At 58.6% G+C, this 21,800-nt stretch carries 18 protein-coding genes; 12 read left to right on the top strand and 6 right to left on the bottom strand.

What is annotated here, in order from left to right; genetic code table 11:
- Nucleotides 1-83: 83 nt before the first annotated feature.
- From GXB78_RS20320 to GXB78_RS20295, 6 genes are read right to left on the bottom strand one after another with little or no spacing between them, the layout of a single operon-like run.
- Complete coding sequence (locus GXB78_RS20320; protein ID WP_408005145.1) at nucleotides 84-2,414, bottom strand: lipase family protein; 2,331 nt, start codon at nucleotides 2,412-2,414, stop codon at nucleotides 84-86.
- Entirely contained in the window at nucleotides 2,411-3,196 is a 786-nt protein-coding gene (locus GXB78_RS20315; protein ID WP_408005144.1) for a hypothetical protein, read from the bottom strand. Before GXB78_RS20315 ends, GXB78_RS20320 begins: the two co-directional genes overlap by 4 nt.
- Before the next feature lie 41 nt (nucleotides 3,197-3,237).
- Nucleotides 3,238-4,029, bottom strand: a complete 792-nt coding sequence (locus GXB78_RS20310; RefSeq protein ID WP_408005142.1) for a hypothetical protein — start codon at nucleotides 4,027-4,029, stop codon at nucleotides 3,238-3,240.
- A gap of 41 nt (nucleotides 4,030-4,070) precedes the next feature.
- Nucleotides 4,071-4,862 (bottom strand): hypothetical protein, encoded by a 792-nt coding sequence (locus GXB78_RS20305; RefSeq protein ID WP_329516720.1) that lies wholly within the window; start codon nucleotides 4,860-4,862, stop codon nucleotides 4,071-4,073.
- A complete protein-coding gene (locus GXB78_RS20300; RefSeq protein WP_329516719.1) occupies nucleotides 4,859-5,707 on the bottom strand; it encodes a DUF4123 domain-containing protein in 849 nt (282 codons plus the stop codon). Before GXB78_RS20300 ends, GXB78_RS20305 begins: the two co-directional genes overlap by 4 nt.
- The gene (locus GXB78_RS20295) at nucleotides 5,704-7,728 is read right to left on the bottom strand and encodes a type VI secretion system Vgr family protein (protein ID WP_329516718.1); all 2,025 of its coding nucleotides are present in this window, start codon (nucleotides 7,726-7,728) and stop codon (nucleotides 5,704-5,706) included. The genes GXB78_RS20300 and GXB78_RS20295 overlap by 4 nt, the downstream gene beginning before the upstream one ends.
- A 700-nt stretch (nucleotides 7,729-8,428) precedes the next feature.
- Between GXB78_RS20295 and tssA the strand changes: the two genes are divergently transcribed.
- The 12 genes from tssA (at nucleotide 8,429) to GXB78_RS20235 (ending at nucleotide 21,571) form a co-directional block, all read left to right on the top strand.
- Nucleotides 8,429-9,991 carry a type VI secretion system protein TssA gene (gene tssA, locus GXB78_RS20290; RefSeq protein ID WP_329516717.1) on the top strand — a complete coding sequence of 521 codons (1,563 nt, stop codon included), beginning with the start codon at nucleotides 8,429-8,431 and terminating at the stop codon, nucleotides 9,989-9,991.
- A 32-nt stretch (nucleotides 9,992-10,023) separates the two neighbouring features.
- Nucleotides 10,024-10,527, top strand: a complete 504-nt coding sequence (tssB, locus tag GXB78_RS20285) for a type VI secretion system contractile sheath small subunit (protein WP_064365136.1) — start codon at nucleotides 10,024-10,026, stop codon at nucleotides 10,525-10,527.
- Between the two features lie 28 nt (nucleotides 10,528-10,555).
- Nucleotides 10,556-12,031, top strand: a complete 1,476-nt coding sequence (tssC, locus tag GXB78_RS20280) for a type VI secretion system contractile sheath large subunit (RefSeq protein ID WP_016772499.1) — start codon at nucleotides 10,556-10,558, stop codon at nucleotides 12,029-12,031.
- Between the two features lie 9 nt (nucleotides 12,032-12,040).
- On the top strand, nucleotides 12,041-12,448 hold the full coding sequence (gene tssE / locus GXB78_RS20275) for a type VI secretion system baseplate subunit TssE (RefSeq protein WP_329516716.1): 408 nt from the start codon (nucleotides 12,041-12,043) through the stop codon (nucleotides 12,446-12,448).
- 11 nt (nucleotides 12,449-12,459) lie between these two features.
- Nucleotides 12,460-12,984 (top strand): PAAR domain-containing protein, encoded by a 525-nt coding sequence (locus GXB78_RS20270; RefSeq protein WP_329516715.1) that lies wholly within the window; start codon nucleotides 12,460-12,462, stop codon nucleotides 12,982-12,984.
- A 1-nt stretch (nucleotide 12,985) separates the two neighbouring features.
- Complete coding sequence (locus tag GXB78_RS20265) at nucleotides 12,986-13,666, top strand: DUF6695 family protein (protein ID WP_150604664.1); 681 nt, start codon at nucleotides 12,986-12,988, stop codon at nucleotides 13,664-13,666.
- Complete coding sequence (locus tag GXB78_RS20260) at nucleotides 13,663-14,028, top strand: hypothetical protein (RefSeq protein ID WP_150604663.1); 366 nt, start codon at nucleotides 13,663-13,665, stop codon at nucleotides 14,026-14,028. The genes GXB78_RS20265 and GXB78_RS20260 overlap by 4 nt, the downstream gene beginning before the upstream one ends.
- A gap of 4 nt (nucleotides 14,029-14,032) precedes the next feature.
- A complete protein-coding gene (locus GXB78_RS20255) occupies nucleotides 14,033-14,488 on the top strand; it encodes a hypothetical protein (RefSeq protein WP_329516714.1) in 456 nt (151 codons plus the stop codon).
- A 124-nt stretch (nucleotides 14,489-14,612) separates the two neighbouring features.
- On the top strand, nucleotides 14,613-16,400 hold the full coding sequence (gene tssF, locus GXB78_RS20250; RefSeq protein WP_253497252.1) for a type VI secretion system baseplate subunit TssF: 1,788 nt from the start codon (nucleotides 14,613-14,615) through the stop codon (nucleotides 16,398-16,400).
- A complete protein-coding gene (gene tssG / locus GXB78_RS20245) occupies nucleotides 16,364-17,371 on the top strand; it encodes a type VI secretion system baseplate subunit TssG (protein ID WP_024014824.1) in 1,008 nt (335 codons plus the stop codon). The genes tssF and tssG overlap by 37 nt, the downstream gene beginning before the upstream one ends.
- 11 nt (nucleotides 17,372-17,382) lie before the next feature.
- Nucleotides 17,383-20,040 (top strand): type VI secretion system ATPase TssH, encoded by a 2,658-nt coding sequence (gene tssH, locus GXB78_RS20240; protein ID WP_329516713.1) that lies wholly within the window; start codon nucleotides 17,383-17,385, stop codon nucleotides 20,038-20,040.
- Between the two features lie 10 nt (nucleotides 20,041-20,050).
- Nucleotides 20,051-21,571 (top strand): sigma-54 interaction domain-containing protein, encoded by a 1,521-nt coding sequence (locus tag GXB78_RS20235; RefSeq protein WP_329516712.1) that lies wholly within the window; start codon nucleotides 20,051-20,053, stop codon nucleotides 21,569-21,571.
- Nucleotides 21,572-21,800 lie beyond the last annotated feature (229 nt).

Raw genomic sequence — 21,800 nt, 5'->3', positions numbered from 1 at the left:
CCTTGGCAGCAGTAGTAGAGAGACCGAATTTTCGAGCGTTGGATTCTGGCACAGCCATGTTTTGCCCGCTCGTTGTTCAGGCGCTACACGATCGAATCGATGTCCAGATGAAACGGCGCGCCAACCGCATGCCCTCCGGTCATCGCGGCGATAGCGGCATCGTGCTCTTCAGCGGCTGGCGGAATCATCGCCAGTTGCTCCTGAACCAGGTTTTCAGGGTGGGCGTTCCAGCGCAGCAGACTTTCCTCAACCCATTCGGGCTGGTCGGCATAGCTGCCGTAAACGTCGGTCTCAGTGACCCGTTGACTGCGCAGCGCTGTCAGGCGGGCCTTGGTCATGCTGATCTTGTCTATTTCCTGATTGAGCATCAGCGTCTTGTGCGCGCGCTCCTGCTCTCGCACGTAAGAACGGTGGTTGTTTTGCAGATCGCGCTTAACGGCCCGCAGCTGTTGCTGAATATTCTCCAGCGCGCTGCTGATCCACTCGAATTCGCGATTGGTCACCAGCGAACGCTTGAGCTGCAGTGCTTCCTGCCAACGGCGCAAGCTGGCCCAGCAGCCGGGGATGTAGCTGCCGACCATTGAGTGGTGACCCCGGTCGAACAACTGCCGCAGAAACGATCCGCGTTCGGGCAAGCCGTTGGTAGCGCGCAGGGCCTTGGCGCAGCCGTGATCGACGATCGTGCTGCAACCCGGCTCCCAGAGAAGGGAGGATCGGTGGTCCTTGTCGAACTCAACGGGCATGAAATGGCGCAAAGCACCGTGATGCCCATAGTCGTCGCCAAAGAAATTGATGATTCCCCAGATCAGCAGGCCGAGGCCGGCGACCGGGTTGAGGCCCAGCACTACGGCGTTGGTTGCGTACATCGGCACAGGCTTGGCAAAGGTGTTCATCCAGGTCGCCGGCACGCTCGGCACCGGATCGTTCTGATTGACGATGCGGTGATGCACCAGCGATCTGGCGCTTTCGATGAAGGTGGTGTCGCCGGCGCGGGGGGCGCCGTAGGTGTAGAGCACGATTTGCGGGGAGAACTCCAGGTTGCGTCTCAGCATCTCGGACAGGATCAGTGCAACTGCACCGCCCAGACTGTGACCCGTGATCAGCAGCTTTTGCCCGCTGTAGAATTTTTCCAGATAAGTCACGATGAATGGATAAGCCGCCAAAGCGCCACCGTAGAAACCGCGGTGCACTTTGCCTTCGCCTTCGGCAAAGGGAACCTGATAGGCATCCCCGTCACGCCGGCCGTCGGGCCAGATCTCACTGGTACCCCGCACGCTGATCAGGATCAACTCGTCGTGGTGGCAGATGAAAGCTTGTGTATCAGTACTGTTGTCTTTGTTACGGTCATCGAGACAGTGCAACTTGGCCGGGTGTTCTTGTTCGTCGCCCAACGCGGGGTCATTCACTTCGGGGTAAAGGTTCGGGTCGTACGGCACCACTTCCAAGCGTTTCGAATACGGCACGTCTTCGTACAGTGGGTAGTATTTCTGCGTTTGCGAGTCATCGACCTTCCACAACTCGTCGAACTGCGGTAGCGCGTGGCCGAACCAGTTGCCGCTGCTGGGCTGTAGCGGAAAGCTTACCGTATCGGTCTGCACCGGTTGAGTGTTGGGTTCCTGTCCGAAATCGGTGTAGCTCAGCGTCGCCATCACCGACAGCTGATAAAGGTTAAGCGCGCAGAACGCTTCGCCTGTCGACAGCATTGGCCGTAGCGCTCTCATCGGACGTACTTCCAGCACATGGTGCTTGTTCGGCAGCAGCGCGACGCCCTTGGGCGGTGGCGGGGAAAACCCCAGTTCGACGGTGGCCATCTCCGCCGCACTCAAGATTGTGTGCAGTCCGCCATCCGCAGAAGTTTTATCGACCACCGTGAAGTCTCTGGACTTCGCAGCGGGGCGCATGAGCTTGTGCGCCGCCCTTTTCGGAGGGTCGCGACGAGCAGCCAGCGGCGGCAGGTGGGCGATGTGTTTTACCAATTCACTGACTTCGACCTGGCAGTACGCATCGGTTTCGGGCAGGTCCTTGGCGGGGTTGGCCTGGGTGCGAGTGCCTGTTTTGTGGAAGAAGCGGGTTTTTTCGGCGCGGACTTGGAGTTCGGTAATGGGGAGGGGATAGTGGGGGCGCTTTTGCAAAAATGTGTAAGATTTTTCGCTGCCTTGATAGCGGCTCTTCAATTTGAGTACTAGTGGACCGCAATAATGATCGTCGATCTTTGCAGATCCAGTCGCATCAAGTTTTCCGCTATGGACCGTGTCTTCGTAATCAATCACTTCGTAAGACAGACCAGCGTATGGCTTACCGTCGCCGAACTCGTCCACTAGCTGGAAGCTGGTACGATGGCCGCGTTTAGGGCAGGCATGTATGTCGCCCTGCATGAAGCGCAAATCGGTCGCCGAGAGAGTCTCAATGTTCATGGTGCCCCTTGCTCCGTGCATCCCGGATAGATGGTGCAAACCCGCCCATCGACCATTTTGAAAGTGCTGAAATTTGTGTCGTTGCCGTAGCAAAAGGCGTATTGATCCTCGAAGTTGTCACCCATACAGCGCTTCCAGCCGCGGGGTACTTTTATCCAGGTATCGCCGATGGCTGGAAGTTCTTCACTTGCCAGCCTGACCTTCAGCTTCACCGTTTTGCCCTCAAGTTGAGTCAATGTGTACGCCGTGGAAGGTCTCGTTCGCCGCACGTTGCCCTGTGCATCCATGTTTTTGCAGGTCAGCAGTTTGATCAGGGAACGATGTGGACCGACGGTGCGGAATGACCACCTGCATTCACCATAAAACTCCCCTGCACCATCCTCGTTGAAAGTGCCCTTTAGTCGTTCCAGCAACTCTGGACGCACGAAAATTGAGGCGTAGTCGATGCTGAAGTTGCTTCGGCCTTTTCCATAAAAACCGATGACCTTGATTTCCACTTTGTTGAGCGCCAACGGACAATTGCTGACGGTTTTGTACAACTCGATTTCCGCAGTGCTTACATATTCCATGGTGGGTTTATTGAAGCTCACCCAGAAATCCGGCTTCCCTGGCACGCGGCAGGTTTCACCCGCGGCGGGCAGGTAGATAGCCTTCAGCTCATATTTGAAATCAGGTGGGAAGTCCGGAATAAAGGTGAAGGAGTTTGGCTTGTCTACCGCCGAACAGCCTGAAGTCAGAGCGAGAACACCGCCGAGAGTACTGGCGAAGAGGGCTCGTTTGATACGCGGGAGCGTTTGCCGCCGATTGAATTCTTTCCGGTCGTTCATGGCTTCTCTTCCGTGTTTTCTGTGCATCCCGGGTAGATGGTGCAGACTCTTTCATCAACCATCCGGAACGTGCTGAAGTCTTCATAATTTCCATTGCAGTAACCACGCTGGTCCTCATAGCCTTCCCCCATACAGCGCTTCCAGCCACCAGGAACCTGGACCCAAGTGTCCCCCCAACCAGGTTGCTCTTCATTCGCTAGGTTTATTTTCAACCTCACGGTTTTTCCTGGGAGTTGATCCAGTGTGTACGCGCCATGAGGGCGGCTCCGGGCTACATTTCCTTCTTGATCCAATCCTTTACATCTCAACATTTTTATTAGGTTACGCTTGGGGCTGACTGTCCGAAAAAACCATATGCATTCGCCTGTAAACTCACCCAGGCCGTCCTCGTTGAATGTGCCCTTTATTCGTTCCAGCAACTCTGGACGCACGAAAATCGAGGCGTAGTCCATGCTGAAGTTGCTTCGGCCTTTTCCATAAAAGCCGATGACCTTGATTTCCACTTTGTTGAGCGCCAACGGACAATCGCTGACGGTTTTGTACAACTCGATTTGCGCAGTGCTTACATATTCCATGGTGGGTTTATTGAAACTCACCCAGAAATCCGGCTTTCCTGGCACGCGGCAGGTTTCACCCGCGGCGGGCAGGTAGATAGCCTTCAGCTCATATTTGAAATCAGGTGGGAAGTCCGGAATAAAGGTGAAGGAGTTTGGCTTGTCTACCGCCGAACAGCCTGAAGTCAGAGCGAGAACACCGCCGAGAGTACTGGCGAAGAGGGCTCGTTTGATACGCGGGAGCGTTTGCCGCCGATTGAATTCTTTCCGGTCGTTCATGGCTTTTCTTCCGTGTTTTCTGTGCATCCCGGATAGATGGTGCAAACCCGCCCATCGACCATTTTGAAAGTGCTGAAATTTGTGTCGTTGCCGTAGCAAAAGGCGTATTGATCCTCGAAGTTGTCACCCATACAGCGCTTCCAGCCGCGGGGTACTTTGATCCAGGTATCGCCGATGGCTGGAAGTTCTTCACTTGCCAGCCTGACCTTCAGCGTCACCGTTTTGCCCTCAAGTTGAGCCAATGTGTACGCCGTGGAAGGTCTCGCTCGCAGCACGTTGCCCTGTGCATCCATGTTTTTGCAGGTCAGCAGTTTGATCAGGGAACGATGTGGACCGACGGTGCGGAATGACCACCTGCATTCACCATAAAACTCACCCTTGCCGTCCTCACTGAAAGTCCCCATCTGTCGTTCCAACAGCTCCGGGCGTACAGCAATCGAGGCGTAGTCATAGCTGAAGTGGCTTCGCCCTGAACCATAAATACCGATGACCTTGATCTCGATGTAATTCAGCGCCAGCGGGCATTTGCTTACGGTTCTGTACAGCGGGATCTCGGAAGTCCCTTCGTACTTCATATTGGTTTTGTTGAATCCCAGCTGAGTGTTTCTCCCGCCAGGCACGGTGCATGTTTCGCCCTTGGCCGGAACATAGGTGGCCGTCAGGTCGTACTTGAATCCAGGTGGAAAATCCGGAACAAACGTAAACGTGTTCGGGGTCTTCACCGTCGTACAACCCACCAGCAATCCCAGGCAACCACTCAGCAGCAACCCTCGTTTCAAGTCCCTCATCGACCTGCCTCTCCCTGCCAATACAACGCTTCCTGATATACCCGCTCAAAATGCATCGCCGGATCTTCACCGGGTTTCGGCAGCCATGATTTGCCTGGCCGATATCCCGGTAACTGCAAACTGCGGGTCAGCAAGAAATGCACTTGCTCCGGTTGTTGCCAGCCCCACAAGTGCGTCAGTTGAATCAGGCCCCACAGCCACTCATCGACGTCGAGCTGTTCGGCCAGCGTGGCCATTGCTTCGGTGTGTTCGCCGACCAAGTAACGGCGGGTGTTGTCGAACAGCACGTTGGCGTAGATCAGTTCCGGGGTCGGCGTGTGCAGCCACGGCGGATCCATCGGCAGCGGATGGTGGCCGGGGTCCGGGTTGTCGATGGCGTTCCATCGCTCTGCGTGCCAATAGCAGACGCTGTTGAATGGCCCGAGAAACGCCGCGCGGTGCTCGGGTTGCAGGTGCGCCAGCGCACGTCCCAGCACCCGGTTGTCATGCACGCGGTACACCGCCTGATTCGGGCGTTCGCCGGTTATCAGGCGCTCCCGCCAATGCGCCGCCAGCGCGTCAAGTTCGACGTTATGGGCACTGGCCAGCCAGCCCCAATTGCGCTCCGGCGTGGCAAGCAAGGTCTGGATGGCGGGATGCTGCGCCGTATCGATTCGCAACAGCAGCGGGCCGGTCGGCACCAGCGACTCGGCCGGCGTGCCGGTGTAGAGCGGGCGAAACTGCTCGGTACCGAGGTCGCGGGTCAACGCAGCGTGCTCTGCGCTTTGGCTGTCGCTGTCGAGCATCAGATACAGATCGCAGCCAGCGCGGGACTGAGCGTGCAACCATTGTTCGACCGGGCTCATGCGACTTCTCCCAGCTCGCACTGACCCGCCGCGCAGGCTTCGCACAGCGGGCAAAAATCCGCTGCCTGCTGGCGGGCACTGTTGACGATCGACAGCGGCGTGGCGTTGATCGCAGCAGGCAGACCGGCCTCAACCTGCAGCGGCTGTAGCGGTGCGAGACCCGCCAGTGGCGCTCCGCCCTGAACGATGGGCACGCTGCTGAAGATCCCGCCGGCATTGATCACGATGTGATGACCGCCTGCTGACAGCGTCAGGCTCATGCCGGCATCGATCACCACGTTGCTTGCCGTGACATGCGCCTGCCGACCGGCCTGGATCACCAGAGCGCCCAAGGTCTGGCTGCTGGAACCGCTGACGGTCAGCACGTCATCGGCATTGATCAGTGTGCTGCGCAGCCCTTGATGAGTGCGCGAATCCTTGCCCTCGATGAGACTGGTGCTGTCATTGCCGACATGCTCATGGCGGTCGCGCGTGATCAGGCTGCGACTGTCGTTGAGGATCAGTTGCTCCAGATCGCGCTGCGCGCGCAGGTAGATTTTCTCCTGCCCGGCACGGTCCTCGATCGACAGTTCGTTGTAGCCGCCATTGCGCGGCGAGCTCTGGCTGCGTAATACCGTGCGGGTTTTGCTCGCTGGCAAGGAATGAGCGACGGCATTGACCTTGTTGGCGATGCAGCCGGTTATCAGCGGTTGGTCCGGGTCGCCTTCCTGGAAGGTCACGACCACCTCCATGCCGATCCGGGGAATGGTCACCGCGCCGAATCCGTCACCCGCCCAACTGGAGGCTACGCGTAACCAGCAGCTGCTTTTTTCGCTGTTGCGTTCAGCGCGATCCCAAGGAAACTCGACACGAACCCTGCCGTATTCATCACAGAAGATCTCTTCTCCGGGAGGCCCGGTAACGCGCGCTGTCTGGCAGACCAGCAAGGGCCTCGGTGCTGGCAGCGGCGGACGGTAAACCACCTCTGCGGGAATGGCCCTGAAGGTATTGCGGTAGCCCTGGGAAAAACCATCGGCAGGTTTCGCCTCGCTGCTGAAAGCCTCTTCGAGCACCGCAGGTTGCTTGCCTTCGTGAGTAAGCCTGACCAACAGCCACAACTCGTTGCAGTCGGCCCTTGGATGTTCGCTCAGCTCGAACAGATGACCGCTGCGCAGAATCGGCTGATTGCTTTTGCCTTCAATCCATTGATAGTCGCTGCGGTGGCGCTCCAATGCCTGACGCGCCAACTCTTTGCCGTGCTTCTCGGACTTCATCAACAGTGGATAGCGATAGTCCTCGAGAGCCGGCGTGAATTCTGCGGTGAAGCGGTTTTCCAGCAGCAGGCTTGGGCGCTTGAGGTCATAGTCGCGGCGGGTGACGGTGCTGGTCCGCGTGTTGAAGCCCATGGTCAGGTGGTTGACCACCGGGTGTTCGGCGACCATGCCGCTATCCACCCGAAAGGCTGTCGTACCCAATTTGCGCGCAAACACCGGGCTGTCGCTGAACACCAGTAAATGCCCGTCGAGCGAATGCTGGTGATGCCAGGCGATACCCTCTTCGGCGCACAGGCGCTGAATGAACAGGAAGTCGCTTTCGCCGTACTGCGTGCAGTACTCACGTGGCTCGCCGACGGTGACATTGAACGTGAAGGCATCGGGTTGGATGCCATGCCCTTTGAGCACTTGCGCAATAATCTGCGGCACTGTCAGCTGCTGGAAAATCCGCTGGTCGTGGCTCAGTTGCAGATAATGCAGCGCCGGTACCAGTGTCAGCTCATAACGGGTCAGGCGCTTGCCTGATTCGCCGAGCATGACGTTGTCGATCCGCCCGTGGATGCCTTCGCCGGCAAACCCGAACTGCAGGAATGCGGGCCGGCTGAGCAGGCTTTCCAGATCGATATCTGCGTGCTCGCTCACCAGCTCGAGGCGAAATGCGTACAGCTGACTGATCGCTTCGCTGCCAGTAAACCCGAGCACCTTGAAGTCGTGACGAATGGCCGGGATATGCAGTGAGAATGGCGCGCAGTGGCCTTTGCCGAACATGGCTTGTCCTTAAGCAAAGTGAGTCAGAGCGCGATGCCGTTCCTCCCTGATCGCCGCGCATGAAAAGTTGCCAAGGCAAGCTAGCGGCGCGGCAAACTAATTGATGTAAGAAGTATCCCTGACATTTGTCAGAGTATTCCGGGTGTGAAAGTCTTGGCTGGAATGAGGGAAGTGTCTGTAGGAAGCGGCTTCGATAACTATCGAGTTGGCAGTATTTGCTGGCGCAGGGAAAGTTTCAGAACAATGAAATGCCATCATTATAGTGGCACTTTTTGCATTGACCGTTGTCGCTGGAAACTTCTTGATGGAAACAGGTCATTTTCGGAAGTGTCCTACTTCTATTTTTTTTTGAATTTGGCATGCTGCACGCCGCTCGAGGATGCGGGCGACCGGTAAACTCGCCCGGCTGCGGCGGATGGCTCTGGATCAATGGTTTGGCGGGGGCTGGTAAAATCCGCCGATTAATAAACGGCCTCAGGGAAACCCCTGCGACATATAGGGCGATCTCCTACAGGCCTCAACGAACAGTTCGTCTTGTTGTTTAATCAGATGCTTGCTAGTGGCCATCATTGTGATTACGATGCGCCCACTTGAAAGAGCACATCTCAATTGGATGAGTCGCTGAACTGCTCTTCGATACTGTCCCGCGTTGCGAAACTCCATTCGCGCGCATGACTGTAATCCTTAATAAAGGCCATGGATGTCCTACTCAAGCAAACTTTCCGCCCATTACCTCGAACTCGCAAAAGTCTCTGTTTCCAAAGAGAATTTCGCGGGCGAAGACGTTCGTTTCTCGAGCGAATTCGAGGCGCTGGAAAGTGAGCTGGCCAAGGCTTCGTCGATGCACGAAAGCGGGCAGATCGACTGGCTGAAAATCCGCGAAAACAGCGAAAATCTGCTGCGTACCCAATCCAAGGATCTGCGTGTCGGCGCCTGGCTGACATGGTCGCTGTATCAGCGCGAATCCTTCCCCGGGCTGCTTGCCGGCCTCGGTCTGTTGCACCATCTGTCGGAAAACCACTGGGCCGACGTCCACCCGCTCAAACCCCGCACCCGTGCTGCCGCGATCGGCTGGCTGGTGCCGCGTCTCGAGCAGGTCATCACCGAAAACATTGCGATCAAAGAGCAGCTGCCGATGTTCCGGCAGCTCTCCGAGCACCTGGCCGGTCTTGAGGCCGCGTGCACTGAGCATCTGGGCGATGACGCGCCGCTGCTGCTGCCGATCTCCCGCCGCCTGAAAACCATGATCCAGCGCGCCGCCGACAATCAGCCGGCGCCCGGCGTGGTGGGCGCGGCGGTAGCGCAGGTCAAGCAGGCCGCGAGTCAGTTGCTCACCCCCGGCGCGACGATCGACAACGAGCGCGATGCGCACAAAGCCCTGCGCGCCCAGCAGGAAAGCGCCCGGCCGTTGTGCGCCTGGTGGCTCAAGCAGAAGGCCACCGACCTGCGCGCCTTGCGCCTGAACCGTACGCTGCTGTGGATGACCATCGACGCGGTGCCCGAGCGCAACGCCGAGCAGATCACCGTGCTGCGCGGCCTGCCGCTGGAAAAACTCAAGCTCTATCAGGACCGTTTCGATCAGGGCAAATACGCCGACCTGCTGGTGGAACTGGAGGCGAGCCTGGCGAAGGCGCCGTTCTGGTTCGATGGCCAGAGGATGGTCTGGGAATGTCTCCAGAACCTCAACGCCGAGCTGGCCATGCGCGAAGTGGAAATCCACTTCGCGCTTTTGATTCAGCGCCTGCCGGGCATCATCGAGTTGCGCTTCCATGACGGCGCGCCGTTTGCCGATCCGTCCACCCGGGCGTGGATCGCCGCCAACGTCATGCCGCACCTGCAAAGCGCCAGCGCACCGCGCAAGGTCGAAAGCGAAAACGTCGAAACCCAGCCGGCCTGGGAAAAAGCCCTCGAGGACGTCCAGCCGATCCTGCGCAAGGAAGGTTTGAAACCGGCCGTGCAGATTCTCAAGCAGGGTTTGCAATCAGCCTTCGGCGGGCGCGAACGCTTTTTCTGGCAGTTCGCCCTCGCGCGGCTGTGCTTCCTGGCCAAGAAATACGAACTGGCCAAGAACCAGCTCGAAACCCTCGATCAGACATTACTGGACTCAGGCCTGCACGCCTGGGAGCCGGATCTTGCATTGCAAGTGCTGCACCTGCTGCACAGTTGCTGCGAGTTGTTGCCGCAGAACCATGCCGTACGTGAACGCAAGGAAGAGATTTATCGCAGGCTGTGCCACCTCGACCTCGAAGTGGTACTCGAATAGGCCCCAGGGCCACAACCGCAAGGAGAAAAGCCATGGCCAAAGAAGGCTCGGTAGCCCCCAAGGAACGCATCAACGTCACCTTCAAACCCGCCACCGGCGGTGCTCAGGAAGAGATTGAACTGCCGCTGAAACTGCTGGCAATCGGTGACTACACCCACCGCAAGGACGAGCGCAAGATCGAAGATCGCAAGCCGATCAGCATCGACAAGATGACCTTCGACGAAGTGCTGGCCAAGCAAGAGCTCAGCCTGACGATGAATGTGCCGAACCGTCTGCAGGAAGAGGGCAGCACTGAAGAGCTGGGCGTGCAACTGCGCGTCAATTCGATGAAGGACTTCAACCCGGCCAGCCTGGTCGAGCAAGTGCCTGAGCTGAAAAAACTGATGGAACTGCGCGATGCGCTGGTGGCCCTCAAAGGCCCGCTGGGTAACGCACCTGCGTTCCGTAAAGCGATCGAAGGCGTGCTCGCCGACGACGAATCCCGCGGTCGCGTACTCGGTGAGCTGGGCCTGAACGCCGCAGCCCCGGACGCCTGAGACTCCAGTAGCCAAGGAAGCCAACACAATGAGCACTAGCGCAGCACAAGAGAAGAGCGCCGCCAGCGGCGAATACAGCATTCTCGACAGCATCATCGCCGAAACCCGTCTGACGCCGGACGACGAAGCCTACGACATCGCCAAGCGTGGCGTGTCGGCGTTCATCGAAGAGCTGCTCAAGCCGCAGAACAACGGTGAGCCGGTCAAGAAAGCCATGGTTGACCGCATGATCGCCGAGATCGATGCCAAGCTCAGCCGTCAGATGGACGAGATCCTCCACCACCCGGATTTCCAGGCGCTGGAATCGTCGTGGCGTGGTCTGCAGTTGCTGGTCGACCGCACCAACTTCCGCGAAAACATCAAGATCGAAATCCTCAACGTCTCCAAAGAAGACCTGCTGGACGATTTCGAAGATTCGCCGGAAGTCATGCAGTCGGGCCTGTACAAGCACATCTACACCGCTGAATACGGCCAGTTCGGTGGTCAGCCGGTGGGCGCGATCATCGCCAACTACTACATGTCGCCAAGCTCGCCAGACGTCAAGCTGATGCAGTACGTGGCCAGCGTTTCGTGCATGTCCCACGCGCCGTTCATCGCTGCCGCCGGGCCGAAATTCTTCGGCCTGGAAAGCTTCACCGGCCTGCCGGATCTGAAAGATCTGAAAGACCACTTCGAAGGCCCGCAATTCGCCAAATGGCAGAGCTTCCGTACCTCGGAAGACTCCCGTTACGTTGGCCTGACCGTGCCGCGTTTCCTGCTGCGCAACCCGTACGATCCGGAAGAAAACCCGGTCAAATCGTTCGTGTACAAGGAAACCGTTGCCAACAGCCACGAGCACTACCTGTGGGGCAACACGGCCTACGCGTTCGGCACCAAGCTGACCGACAGCTTCGCCAAGTTCCGCTGGTGCCCGAACATCATCGGCCCGCAGAGCGGTGGCGCGGTTGAAGATCTGCCTCTGCACCATTTCGAAAGCATGGGCGAAATCGAAACCAAGATCCCTACCGAAGTATTGGTTTCCGACCGTCGTGAATACGAACTGGCCGAGGAAGGCTTCATCTCCCTGACCATGCGCAAAGGCTCCGACAACGCGGCGTTCTTCTCCGCCAGCTCGGTGCAGAAGCCGAAGTTCTTCGGCATCAGCGCAGAAGGCAAGGCGGCAGAGCTGAACTACAAGCTCGGCACCCAACTGCCGTACATGATGATCGTCAACCGTCTGGCTCACTACTTGAAAGTGCTGCAGCGCGAGCAACTCGGTTCGTGGAAAGAGCGTACCGACCTCGAGCTGGAACTGAACAAGTGGATCCGTCAGTACGTCGCCGACCAGGAAAACCCGAGCGCCGAAGTGCGTGGCCGTCGTCCGCTGCGCGCTGCGCAAGTGATCGTCAGCGACGTTGAAGGCGAGCCGGGCTGGTACCGCGTGAGCTTGAACGTGCGTCCGCACTTCAAGTACATGGGTGCCGATTTCACCCTGTCGCTGGTTGGCAAGCTGGACAAAGAGTAAGAGCGACTCATGGACGGATACGGCAGCCTGTTCGAACGCCTCAACGGCGACGCACAACTACGCAAGGGCAACAGCCTTGAGGCTTGTGCCATGGCGTCAGTGGCTGCCCATCTGGCCAAAATGCTCAGCACCCGGGCCGGCAGCGTGCAAACGCTGGCCGACTACGGGTTGCCCGATCTCAATGACATGCGTCTGAGCCTGCACGACTCCCTGAGTCAGGCCCGCCTGGCTATCGAAAACTTCATCGAAGCCTACGAGCCGCGCCTGAGCAACGTGCGTGTCATTTCCATGCCGCGTGACCACGATCAACTTCGCCTGGCCTTCAGTATCGAAGGCCTGCTGGAAGTTGAAGGGTTCAAGCGTCAGGTCAGTTTTTCCGCGCGCCTGGATGGCAGCGGTCAAGTCAAGGTCACCTAAGGAGATCCCCGATGTCTGGCAAACCCGCAGCACGCGTATCCGACCCCACCGCTTGCCCGCTCCCCGGCCACGGCACCAACCCGATCGCCGCCGGTTCCGGCGACGTGTTCTTCGACGGCCTCGCGGCCGCCCGCCAAGGCGATGCCTCGGCGTGTGGTGGTGCGATGTCCGGCGGCTTGGCGACCACTGTGTTGATCAACGGCAAACCTGCCGCCACGGTTGATTCGGTGGGCACGCATGGCAACAAGGTCACGGCTGGATCCGGAACGGTGATTATTGGCAATTCGCATACGCCGGCACCGTTTGTGCCGCCGTTGCCTCTAAACATTTTTGGCTTTGACGTTCGGGTTCAATTGATGGATCAAGCATCTGGAACGCCACTCAAAAATGTCTCGTACATCGCCACGCTTGAAGATGGCTCAGAGGTTCACGGCAAGACCGATGAGTCGGGATTTTCGCAAGCGCTTGGGAAAAAAGCTCAGTCACAAAACGTCCGGATTTCGGTGAAACCTAACTGGCTGCTGAAGGGGGAGTGAGATGCCGCAAGCCGTTCAGGTGACAACTGTCGCCACCACACCTGCCGCCGACGTTTCACCGATTCAGGTTTACTTGACAGCGGATAATGACTTTCTCATCCCGTTGGTTTTCCCCCAATTCGAGATCCATGTAATGGATGACTATAAGGACACTTGGTTTGGTCAAAAAATCAAAATTGAGTTCCCCAAAGCACCTTACCTTGGTCATGCGGGTGTTTTGCTGATCAATGGCAAGACCGGTGTTTCTAAATATTATGAATATGGCCGATATAAAGGACCTGGTCCGGCCGGGCGGGTACAAAAAGGCAATATTCCGGACGTAAAAATCGTAGCCGGGCATATCACCGAATCGTCATTAAAGAAAACGCTTAGACAAATTTCGATAGCGCACGGCCAGTCAGGAAATATAAAAGGTGTGGTGCTCAGAGGAGATGTCTACGCAAACGCTTTGGCATGGTTGGACGCAAAGTTTGCTGAAAATAATGACAAAACACGGAAGGCCTACGATTTAGGGAACCATAACTGCGTGACTTTTGCTGCGGAGTTGGCGGAGAGTGTTGGTTTTTCTGCCCCTTTCCGTTCTCGTGCAGTAGCTCCAACATTGTACATGACACAATTCCAGCTGTCTGAAATTGACCTTGACTACTATTTCGCTGACGACAAATTGGAAATAGATGAATGAGGATTTTCAAAATTTTAATCGTTTCGCTTACTGTTGTTTTTTTTCTCATCATAGTAGCGATGTTCGCTCTTGTTGAGCGCGATAACGGAAAGGAGCCCGTTTTGACGAATCACCCAAAAGCTTTTTGGAGCGGTGCTGAAGATGGTGGTTCTTTCTTCGAAATTACCAAGTCGAACCCGCCACACTATTACGTTGAAATACGCCATGAAAGCGGAGGTATCTGGTCCAAAGGATGGGTGACGCATGTCAAAAAGGACGGACGCCAGCTCTCTAACGAGGATTTCATGGGGTACGACGGAGGTGACGATGTTTACTTGCAGGACGAAACTGCATTGAAGTTGAGCTCGGAATTGGGGAAGTAATATGATGGCTTTCGCATTTCATAATTCAAAAAAAAGGGCTGCCCCTAACGTTTTTTTGAATAAGTTAATTATAGGTTCGGCTGCATTATTATTTGGTTTTGTCATTGCTGGTGCGTTTGTTTTGACGGGAATCTTGAATCGTGCGGCTGATGTGTCATTAAGGAGTCCGTCCGGACAGTATTTGATAGAGTCTGTTCCTGCCAGTTCGCTTTTGACTCCGCGAGACTCGGTTTACTTGCGTTTTACGGATTTGAATGACCTTGGTCATGTTTATCGAACTCCTTTGTTTTCTGATGTTTCACTGGATATGACCGCTGATGAAAGTGATGATGCTGTCGGTGTTGTTTTTATTATGCTGGATAAGAAAAGCAAGGAGTTCACGCTGGCGCTATCTAATCCAAGAAAGCATTGGCTGGATCTGTTTATCAGCAACACTCCGTATGAGGTTATTCCCAATTGAAGTGCCGAATCTTAGTTGGGCAAATCACGGTAAGTACTTTGGCGCGAATTAGTAATAATAAATGAGCGGTGGCTTGCGGCCAGCACGGAATATTTAATTCAGATTATGATCAGGCAATCACTCCATGTCCTTTAACCACTACTACCAAAGCGAACTCACCGCACTGCGCCAGCTCGGTCGCCGTTTCGCCGAGCGTAGTCCGGCGCTGGCGCCGTATCTGGGGCAGGCCGGGCGGGATCCGGATGTGGAGCGGTTGCTCGAAGGCTTTGCGTTTCTGACCGGGCGTTTGCGCCAGAAGCTCGATGACGAACTGCCGGAGCTCAGCCATTCGCTGATGCAACTGCTGTGGCCGAACTACATGCGCCCGTTGCCAGCGTTCAGCATCTTGCAGTTCGATCCGCTCAAGCGTTCCGGGCCGGCGCTGCTGGTTGAGCGCGACACGCCGATCGAGAGCAAGCCGATCGATGACGTGCGCTGCCGCTTCCGCACCTGCTACCCGACCGAGGTATTGCCGCTGGATCTGGCTGCGCTGAACTACTCGGTGAAGGGCGACGGCTCGCTGCTCAGCCTGCGCCTGGAAATGAGCGCTGACGGCCACCTCGGCGAACTGGAACTGAGCAAATTGCGCCTGCACTTTGCCGGCGAGCGCTACATCAGCCAGATGCTTTATCTGAGCCTGCTGCGCAACCTCGACGGCATCGAACTGATCCCGCTCGACGGCGCCGGCAAGGCGATTGATGGCGTCAGCGGCAAGCCGATGGCATTCAAGATTCCCGGCGACCGGGTGAAACCGGTGGGCTTTGCCGAAGAAGAAGCGTTGATCCCGTATCCGCTGAACACCTTCCGTGGCTACCGCTACCTGCAGGAATACTTCGCCTTCCAGGACAAGTTCCTCTTCGTCGATGTCAACGGCCTCGACATTCTCAAGGCCTTGCCAGAAGACACCCTCAAGCAGATGCGTGGCCTCGAATTGCGTTTCGATATTCGCAAGAGCGGCATCATGCGCATGCGCCCGACGCTCGATAACGTGAAGCTGTTCTGCACGCCGATCGTCAATCTGTTCGAGCACGACGCACTGCCGATCCGTCTCGATGGCAAGCAGGACGAGTACCTGTTGCTGCCGGCGGAATACGACCTGGAAAACTGCGGTGTGTTCTCGGTGGAAACCGTGACGGGATGGAAGCCCGGCGGCCTCGGTTATCAGGAGTACGTGCCGTTCGAGTCCTTCGAGCACGACCCGAGTTTCGACGTGCCCAACAGCCGTCCGCATTACAGCATTCGCCAGCGTTCGTCCTTGTTGCATGACGGCCTCGACACCTACCTGAGCTTCGGCATCCGCCACACCGAAGCCCACGAAACCCTGTCGATCGAGCTGATGTGCACCAACCAGAACCTGCCGAAAAAGCTCAAGCTCGGCGACATCTGCATGGCCAGCGAGCAGACCCCGGAATTCCTCAGTTTCCGCAATATCACCCCGGCCACTCCGAGCTTCGCGCCGCCGCTGAACCGTGACTTCCTGTGGAAGCTGATCAGCAACATGTCGCTTAACTATCTGTCGCTGGCGGACGTCAATGCGTTGAAGGTGATTCTGGAAACCTACGACCTGCCGCGCTACTACGACCAGCACGCGGAGAAGGTCAGCAAGCGCCTGCTCGGCGGCCTCAAGCACATCAAGCATCACCACGTCGACCGGTTGCATCGCGGTCTGCCGGTGCGCGGTCTGCGCACCGAACTGACCATCGACCCGGAAGGCTATATCGGCGAAGGCGACCTGTTCGTCTTCGCTTCGGTTCTCAACGAGTTTTTCGCGCTTTACGCCAGTCTCAATTCATTCCATGAGCTGCGGGTAAAAAGCACACAGGGAGAGGTGTACCAATGGACACCACGTATGGGCCTGCAGCCTCTGCTTTAAGCGGGCTGACCAAGGTAATACGCGAGTACTCGCTGTTTCAGGCCGTGCTGCTGGTGATCGACCGGCTGCGCGAGGCACACCCGCATCTGAGCGAAGACGATCTGTACGACCAGGTCGAGTTCCAGGCCAACCCGAGCCTGGGCTTTCCGCGCAGCGACGTCGATCGCGTGGAGTTTTTCGAAGAGCACGGCAAGATGCGCGCGCGCATGCGCTTCAACCTGATCGGCCTGGTCGGCTCCGGTTCGCCGCTGCCGGCGTTCTACGGCGAACAGGCTTTGGGCGACAGCGAGGACGGCAACCCGACGCGCAATTTTCTCGACCTGTTCCACCATCGCCTGCAACGGCTGATGCTGCCGATCTGGCGCAAGTATCGCTACCGCGCGAGCTTTCAGAGCGGCGCGATCGACCCGTTCTCGGCGCAGCTGTTCGCGCTGATTGGCCTTGGTGGCGACGAGATCCGCAAGGCCAAGGAACTCAACTGGAAACGCCTGCTGCCATACCTCGGCCTGCTCAGTCTGCGGGCGCACTCGGCGGCGCTGATCGAAGCTGTGCTGCGTTACTACTTCAAGCACGAAGACCTGGTCATCGAGCAGTGCATCGAGCGCCGCGTAGAAATTCTCGACGAGCAGCGCAATCGTTTGGGCCGCGCCAACAGCGTACTCGGCGAAGACCTCGTGCTGGGCGAACACGTGCGCGACCGCAGCGGCAAATTCCGCATTCACATCACCGAACTCGACTGGCAGCGATTCCATGAATTCCTGCCGATCGGCTTCGGCTACCAGCCGCTCTGCGCGCTGGTGCGGTTCACCTTGCGTGACCCGCTCGATTACGACATTCGCCTGGTCCTGCGCCAGGAAGAAATCCGCGAACTGCGCATCGGTGAGCAGAACGCCTGTCGCCTCGGTTGGACCAGTTGGCTGGGCCGCGAAAAAGCGGACGGCGTGGTGACCCTGGGCAGCAAAATTCATTAAGGACGTGAGCCATGATCAACGTAGACCTGCAACAACTCATCCAGGCGCTGGACGCCGAAACCCGTCGTGATCTGGAGCGTTCGGCCGAGCGTTGCGTCGCCCGGGGCGGCAGCAAGATTCTTGTCGAAGATTTGCTGCTGGGCTTGCTCGAGCGCCCGAACGGCTTGCTGTCCCGCGCTTTGCAAGATGCTGACGTCGACGCCGGTGAACTGACCGCTGCATTGCAATCGCGGGTCGAGCACAGCGCTTCGCGCAACCCGGTGTTCGCCCCGGAACTGGTGCAATGGCTGCAAGACGCGCTGCTGGTGGCCAACCTCGAACTGGGCCAGACCCAGGTCGAAGACGCGGCGCTGATCCTGGCGTTGCTGCGCAACCCGATGCGTTATGCCGGCAGCCGTTACCAGCCGCTGCTCGCCAAGTTGAACATCGATCGTTTGAAGGAATTTGCCTTGTCGCAACAGGAGCAACCGGCGGCCAACGGCAAACCGGCGGCGCAGGGCGAATCGCTGTTGCAGCGCTTCACCCACAACCTGACCCAACAGGCCCGCGACGGCAAACTCGACCCGGTGCTGTGCCGGGACGGCGCGATTCGGCAGATGGTCGACATCCTCGCCCGTCGCCGCAAGAACAACCCGATCGTGGTCGGTGAGGCCGGTGTCGGCAAGACCGCCATCGTCGAAGGCCTCGCTTCGCGCATCGCTGCTGGTGAAGTGCCGCAGGTGCTCAAAGGTGTTGAATTGCTGTCGCTGGACATGGGCCTGTTGCAGGCCGGCGCCAGCGTCAAAGGTGAATTCGAGCGTCGTCTGAAAGGCGTGATCGATGAAGTCAAAGCCTCGCCGAAACCGATCATTCTGTTCATCGACGAAGCCCACACGCTGATCGGCGCGGGCGGCAATGCTGGCGGCTCCGACGCGGCCAACCTGCTGAAACCGGCGCTGGCCCGTGGCGAACTGCGCACCATCGCCGCGACCACCTGGGCCGAGTACAAGAAATACTTCGAGAAAGACCCGGCGCTGGCCCGTCGTTTCCAGCCGGTGCAACTGCACGAACCGACCGTCAGCGAAGCGGTGACCATTCTGCGTGGTCTGGCTCAGGTCTACGAGAAGAGCCACGGCATCTACCTGCGCGATGACGCGGTAGTGTCCGCAGCTGAATTGTCCGCGCGTTACCTGGCCGGTCGGCAACTGCCGGACAAGGCTGTCGACGTCCTCGACACCGCCTGCGCCCGCGTGCGCATCAGCCTCGCCGCCGCCCCGGAAAGCCTCGAGCGCCTGCGTGGCGAACTGGCTGAAGGTGGCCGTCAGCGTCAGGCCCTGCGCCGCGATGCCGAGGCCGGTCTGCTGATCGATCACGAAGCGCTGGAGGCACTGGAAGCGCGTCTGGACGAAGCCGAAAGCGAGATGGTCGCACTGGAAACTCTCTGGACTGAACAGAAACAACTGGCCGAGCGTCTGCTGGAACTGCGTCAGCAACTGGCCAAGGCCCGCGAAGCCGCAGCCGTCGAGCCGACCGTCAGCGTGGAAGAAGATGCCGAAGGCACGGTGATTGAAACCGTGGTCGCCGAGGTTGAAGAAGGCCAGAGCGTCGAAGCGCTGGAAGCCCAGCTGCATGAAACCCACGCCGCGTTGACTGCCGCGCAAGTCAAAGAACGTCTGGTCAGCTTCGAAGTGTGCCCGCGTCTGGTTGCCGAAGTGATCAGCGCCTGGACCGGTGTGCCGCTGGCGCAACTGGCCCGCGAGCACAACGCCAAGGTCGCCAGTTTCGCCACCGACCTGCGCACGCGTATTCGTGGTCAGGAGCAAGCCGTGCACGCACTGGATCGCTCGATGCGCGCCACCGCTGCCGGTCTGAACAAACCTGATGCGCCAGTGGGTGTGTTCCTGCTGGTCGGCCCGAGCGGCGTCGGCAAGACCGAAACCGCGCTGGCGCTGGCTGACCTGCTGTACGGCGGCGATCGCTTCATCACCACCATCAACATGTCCGAGTTCCAAGAGAAGCACACTGTCTCGCGTCTGATCGGTGCGCCTCCAGGCTACGTCGGTTACGGCGAGGGCGGCATGCTCACCGAGGCCGTGCGCCAGAAGCCGTATTCGGTGGTGTTGCTCGATGAAGTCGAGAAGGCTGATCCGGACGTGCTCAACCTGTTCTACCAAATCTTCGACAAAGGCGTGGCCAACGACGGCGAAGGTCGCGAGATCGACTTCCGCAACACGTTGATCCTGATGACCTCGAACCTCGGCAGCGACAAGATCAGCGACCTCTGCGAAAACGGCGCGCGACCAACCGCCGAAGTGCTCGAAGAAACCATTCGCCCGGTGCTCAGCAAACACTTCAAACCGGCGCTGCTGGCGCGGATGAAAGTGGTGCCGTACTACCCGGTCGGCGGGCCGGTGCTGCGCGAGCTGATCGAGATCAAACTCGGCCGTCTCGGCGAGCGCCTGAACCGTCGTCAACTGGAATTCAGCTGGTGCCAGAACCTCGTCGATCACCTCTCCGAGCGCTGCACGCAAAGCGAAAGCGGCGCGCGCCTGATCGACCATCTGCTCGACCAACACGTGCTGCCACTGGTGGCCGATCGTCTGCTCGACGCGATGGCGACCGGCGAGAGCCTCAAGCGTGTGCATGCCACGCTCGACGGCAACTCCAGCGTGACCTGCGAGTTCGTCTGAGGTGGGCGTGATGTTCACTCAGGTGCCGCAGCCACTGGTCTACGCCGAAGCGTTGCTGGCGCAGTTCGCCAGTCTTTCGCGCGCGGCGGACAGTGCTGCGCTGCTGGGTGAATTCGTCCGTGGCCTGGCCGAGCTGAGTGGGTGCGAGCTGACTCAGTTGTATCTGCTCGACGCCACCCACACTTGCCTGGGGATGAACGCCGAGTGCCTCGACGGCGCGCTGCAACCGCGTCAGGCGGCGAGCCTGCCGGCGGATTACAACGGTGAACAACTGCTGCAATTCGCCCTGTGCCAGAACCGTGTGGTGTGCCTTGACGACCTGACCGGCAGCCTGCATGAAACCAGTTTTCTGCCGGCGGCGAGCACGCCGTGGCAGTCGCTGTTGTGCGTGCCGCTGGTCAATCAGCACAAGTCGGTCGAGGGCTTGCTGCTCTGCGCCAGCCGTCGGCGCACCGATCTGCAGGGTTTCGCCGATTCGCTCGGCCAGCTCGGCTCGTTCGTACTTGGCCAGCTGCATCTGCTGCAACGCCTGCGTCAGCCGCCGGCCGAATCGGCCACGGCAACACGCAGCGTGCCGAGCATCAGCGGCTACGGCCTGATCGGCAAAAGCGCGGCGATGCGCCAGACCTACTCGCTGATCAGCAAGATCCTCCACAGCCCGTACACCGTGCTGTTGCGTGGGGAGACCGGCACCGGCAAGGAAGTGGTGGCGCGGGCGATTCACGATTGCGGCCCGCGTCGCTCCCAGGCGTTCATCGTGCAGAACTGCGCGGCGTTCCCGGAAAACCTGCTGGAAAGCGAGCTGTTCGGCTATCGCAAAGGCGCCTTCACTGGCGCCGATCGCGATCGCGCCGGGTTGTTCGACGCGGCCAATGGCGGCACGCTGCTGCTCGATGAAATCGGCGACATGCCGCTCTCACTGCAAGCGAAGATTCTGCGTGTGTTGCAAGAAGGCGAGATTCGTCCGCTGGGTTCCAACGACACGCACAAGATCGACGTGCGCATCATCGCCGCGACGCACCGTGATCTGGCGGCGCTGGTCAGCGAAGGCAAGTTCCGTGAGGACCTGTATTACCGCCTCAAGCAGTTCCCGATCGAGTTGCCGGCACTGCGTCAGCGCGAAGGCGACATCCTCGATCTGGCGCGGCATTTCGCCGAGAAGACCTGCACGTTTTTGCAGCGCGATCCGGTGCGCTGGTCGGAGTCGGCGCTGGAGCATCTGTGCGGTTACACCTTCCCAGGCAATGTTCGCGAACTCAAGGCACTGGTCGAGCGCGCGGTGCTGCTTTGCGAGGGTGGCGAGTTGCTCGCCGAGCATTTTTCCCTGCGCCTGGAGCCGATGCCCGAAGACAACAGCGGCCTGAATCTGCGCGAAAGACTGGAGCAGGTCGAGCGCACGTTGCTCCTCGATTGCCTGCGCAAGAACGACGGCAACCAGACACTCGCGGCCCGCGAACTGGGCCTGCCACGGCGCACGCTGTTGTATCGGCTGGGACGCTTGAACATCAATCTGGGAGATTTCGATGTTTGATCTGAAGAAGTGTCCTGAGCTGAACAATTTCCCTGTGGCGAGGGAGCTTGCTCCCGCTCGGCTGCGCAGCAGTCGTAGCTCGGTAAAGGCGATTTTCCTGAAGCACTGCGGTGGCTGGTTTTGGGGCCGCTGCCCAGCCCAGCGGGAGCAAGCTCCCTCGCCACAGGAGATTGTCGCTCCTCCCTGGCATGGCTTCAGGCCCCGGTTCAGAGCCTCGCAAAACAATGAA

It is taken from the genome of Pseudomonas moraviensis subsp. stanleyae (genome assembly GCF_036283065.1).
Lineage (GTDB): Bacteria > Pseudomonadota > Gammaproteobacteria > Pseudomonadales > Pseudomonadaceae > Aquipseudomonas > Aquipseudomonas stanleyae.
The sequence above is the reverse complement of the archived record's forward strand: the minus strand, read 5'-3'. Positions and strand labels throughout refer to the sequence as shown.

What these genes read in the sequence shown, in the direction of transcription:
- GXB78_RS20320 (WP_408005145.1), bottom strand. Translation starts at nt 2,414, where the DNA reads ATGAACATTGAGACTCTCTCGGCGACCGATTTGCGCTTCATGCAGGGC.
- GXB78_RS20305 (WP_329516720.1), bottom strand. Translation starts at nt 4,862, where the DNA reads ATGAGGGACTTGAAACGAGGGTTGCTGCTGAGTGGTTGCCTGGGATTG.
- GXB78_RS20300 (WP_329516719.1), bottom strand. Translation starts at nt 5,707, where the DNA reads ATGAGCCCGGTCGAACAATGGTTGCACGCTCAGTCCCGCGCTGGCTGC.
- GXB78_RS20295 (WP_329516718.1), bottom strand. Translation starts at nt 7,728, where the DNA reads ATGTTCGGCAAAGGCCACTGCGCGCCATTCTCACTGCATATCCCGGCC.
- tssA (WP_329516717.1), top strand. Translation starts at nt 8,429, where the DNA reads ATGTCCTACTCAAGCAAACTTTCCGCCCATTACCTCGAACTCGCAAAA.
- tssB (WP_064365136.1), top strand. Translation starts at nt 10,024, where the DNA reads ATGGCCAAAGAAGGCTCGGTAGCCCCCAAGGAACGCATCAACGTCACC.
- tssC (WP_016772499.1), top strand. Translation starts at nt 10,556, where the DNA reads ATGAGCACTAGCGCAGCACAAGAGAAGAGCGCCGCCAGCGGCGAATAC.
- tssE (WP_329516716.1), top strand. Translation starts at nt 12,041, where the DNA reads ATGGACGGATACGGCAGCCTGTTCGAACGCCTCAACGGCGACGCACAA.
- GXB78_RS20270 (WP_329516715.1), top strand. Translation starts at nt 12,460, where the DNA reads ATGTCTGGCAAACCCGCAGCACGCGTATCCGACCCCACCGCTTGCCCG.
- GXB78_RS20265 (WP_150604664.1), top strand. Translation starts at nt 12,986, where the DNA reads ATGCCGCAAGCCGTTCAGGTGACAACTGTCGCCACCACACCTGCCGCC.
- GXB78_RS20260 (WP_150604663.1), top strand. Translation starts at nt 13,663, where the DNA reads ATGAGGATTTTCAAAATTTTAATCGTTTCGCTTACTGTTGTTTTTTTT.
- GXB78_RS20255 (WP_329516714.1), top strand. Translation starts at nt 14,033, where the DNA reads ATGGCTTTCGCATTTCATAATTCAAAAAAAAGGGCTGCCCCTAACGTT.
- tssF (WP_253497252.1), top strand. Translation starts at nt 14,613, where the DNA reads ATGTCCTTTAACCACTACTACCAAAGCGAACTCACCGCACTGCGCCAG.
- tssG (WP_024014824.1), top strand. Translation starts at nt 16,364, where the DNA reads ATGGACACCACGTATGGGCCTGCAGCCTCTGCTTTAAGCGGGCTGACC.
- tssH (WP_329516713.1), top strand. Translation starts at nt 17,383, where the DNA reads ATGATCAACGTAGACCTGCAACAACTCATCCAGGCGCTGGACGCCGAA.
- GXB78_RS20235 (WP_329516712.1), top strand. Translation starts at nt 20,051, where the DNA reads ATGTTCACTCAGGTGCCGCAGCCACTGGTCTACGCCGAAGCGTTGCTG.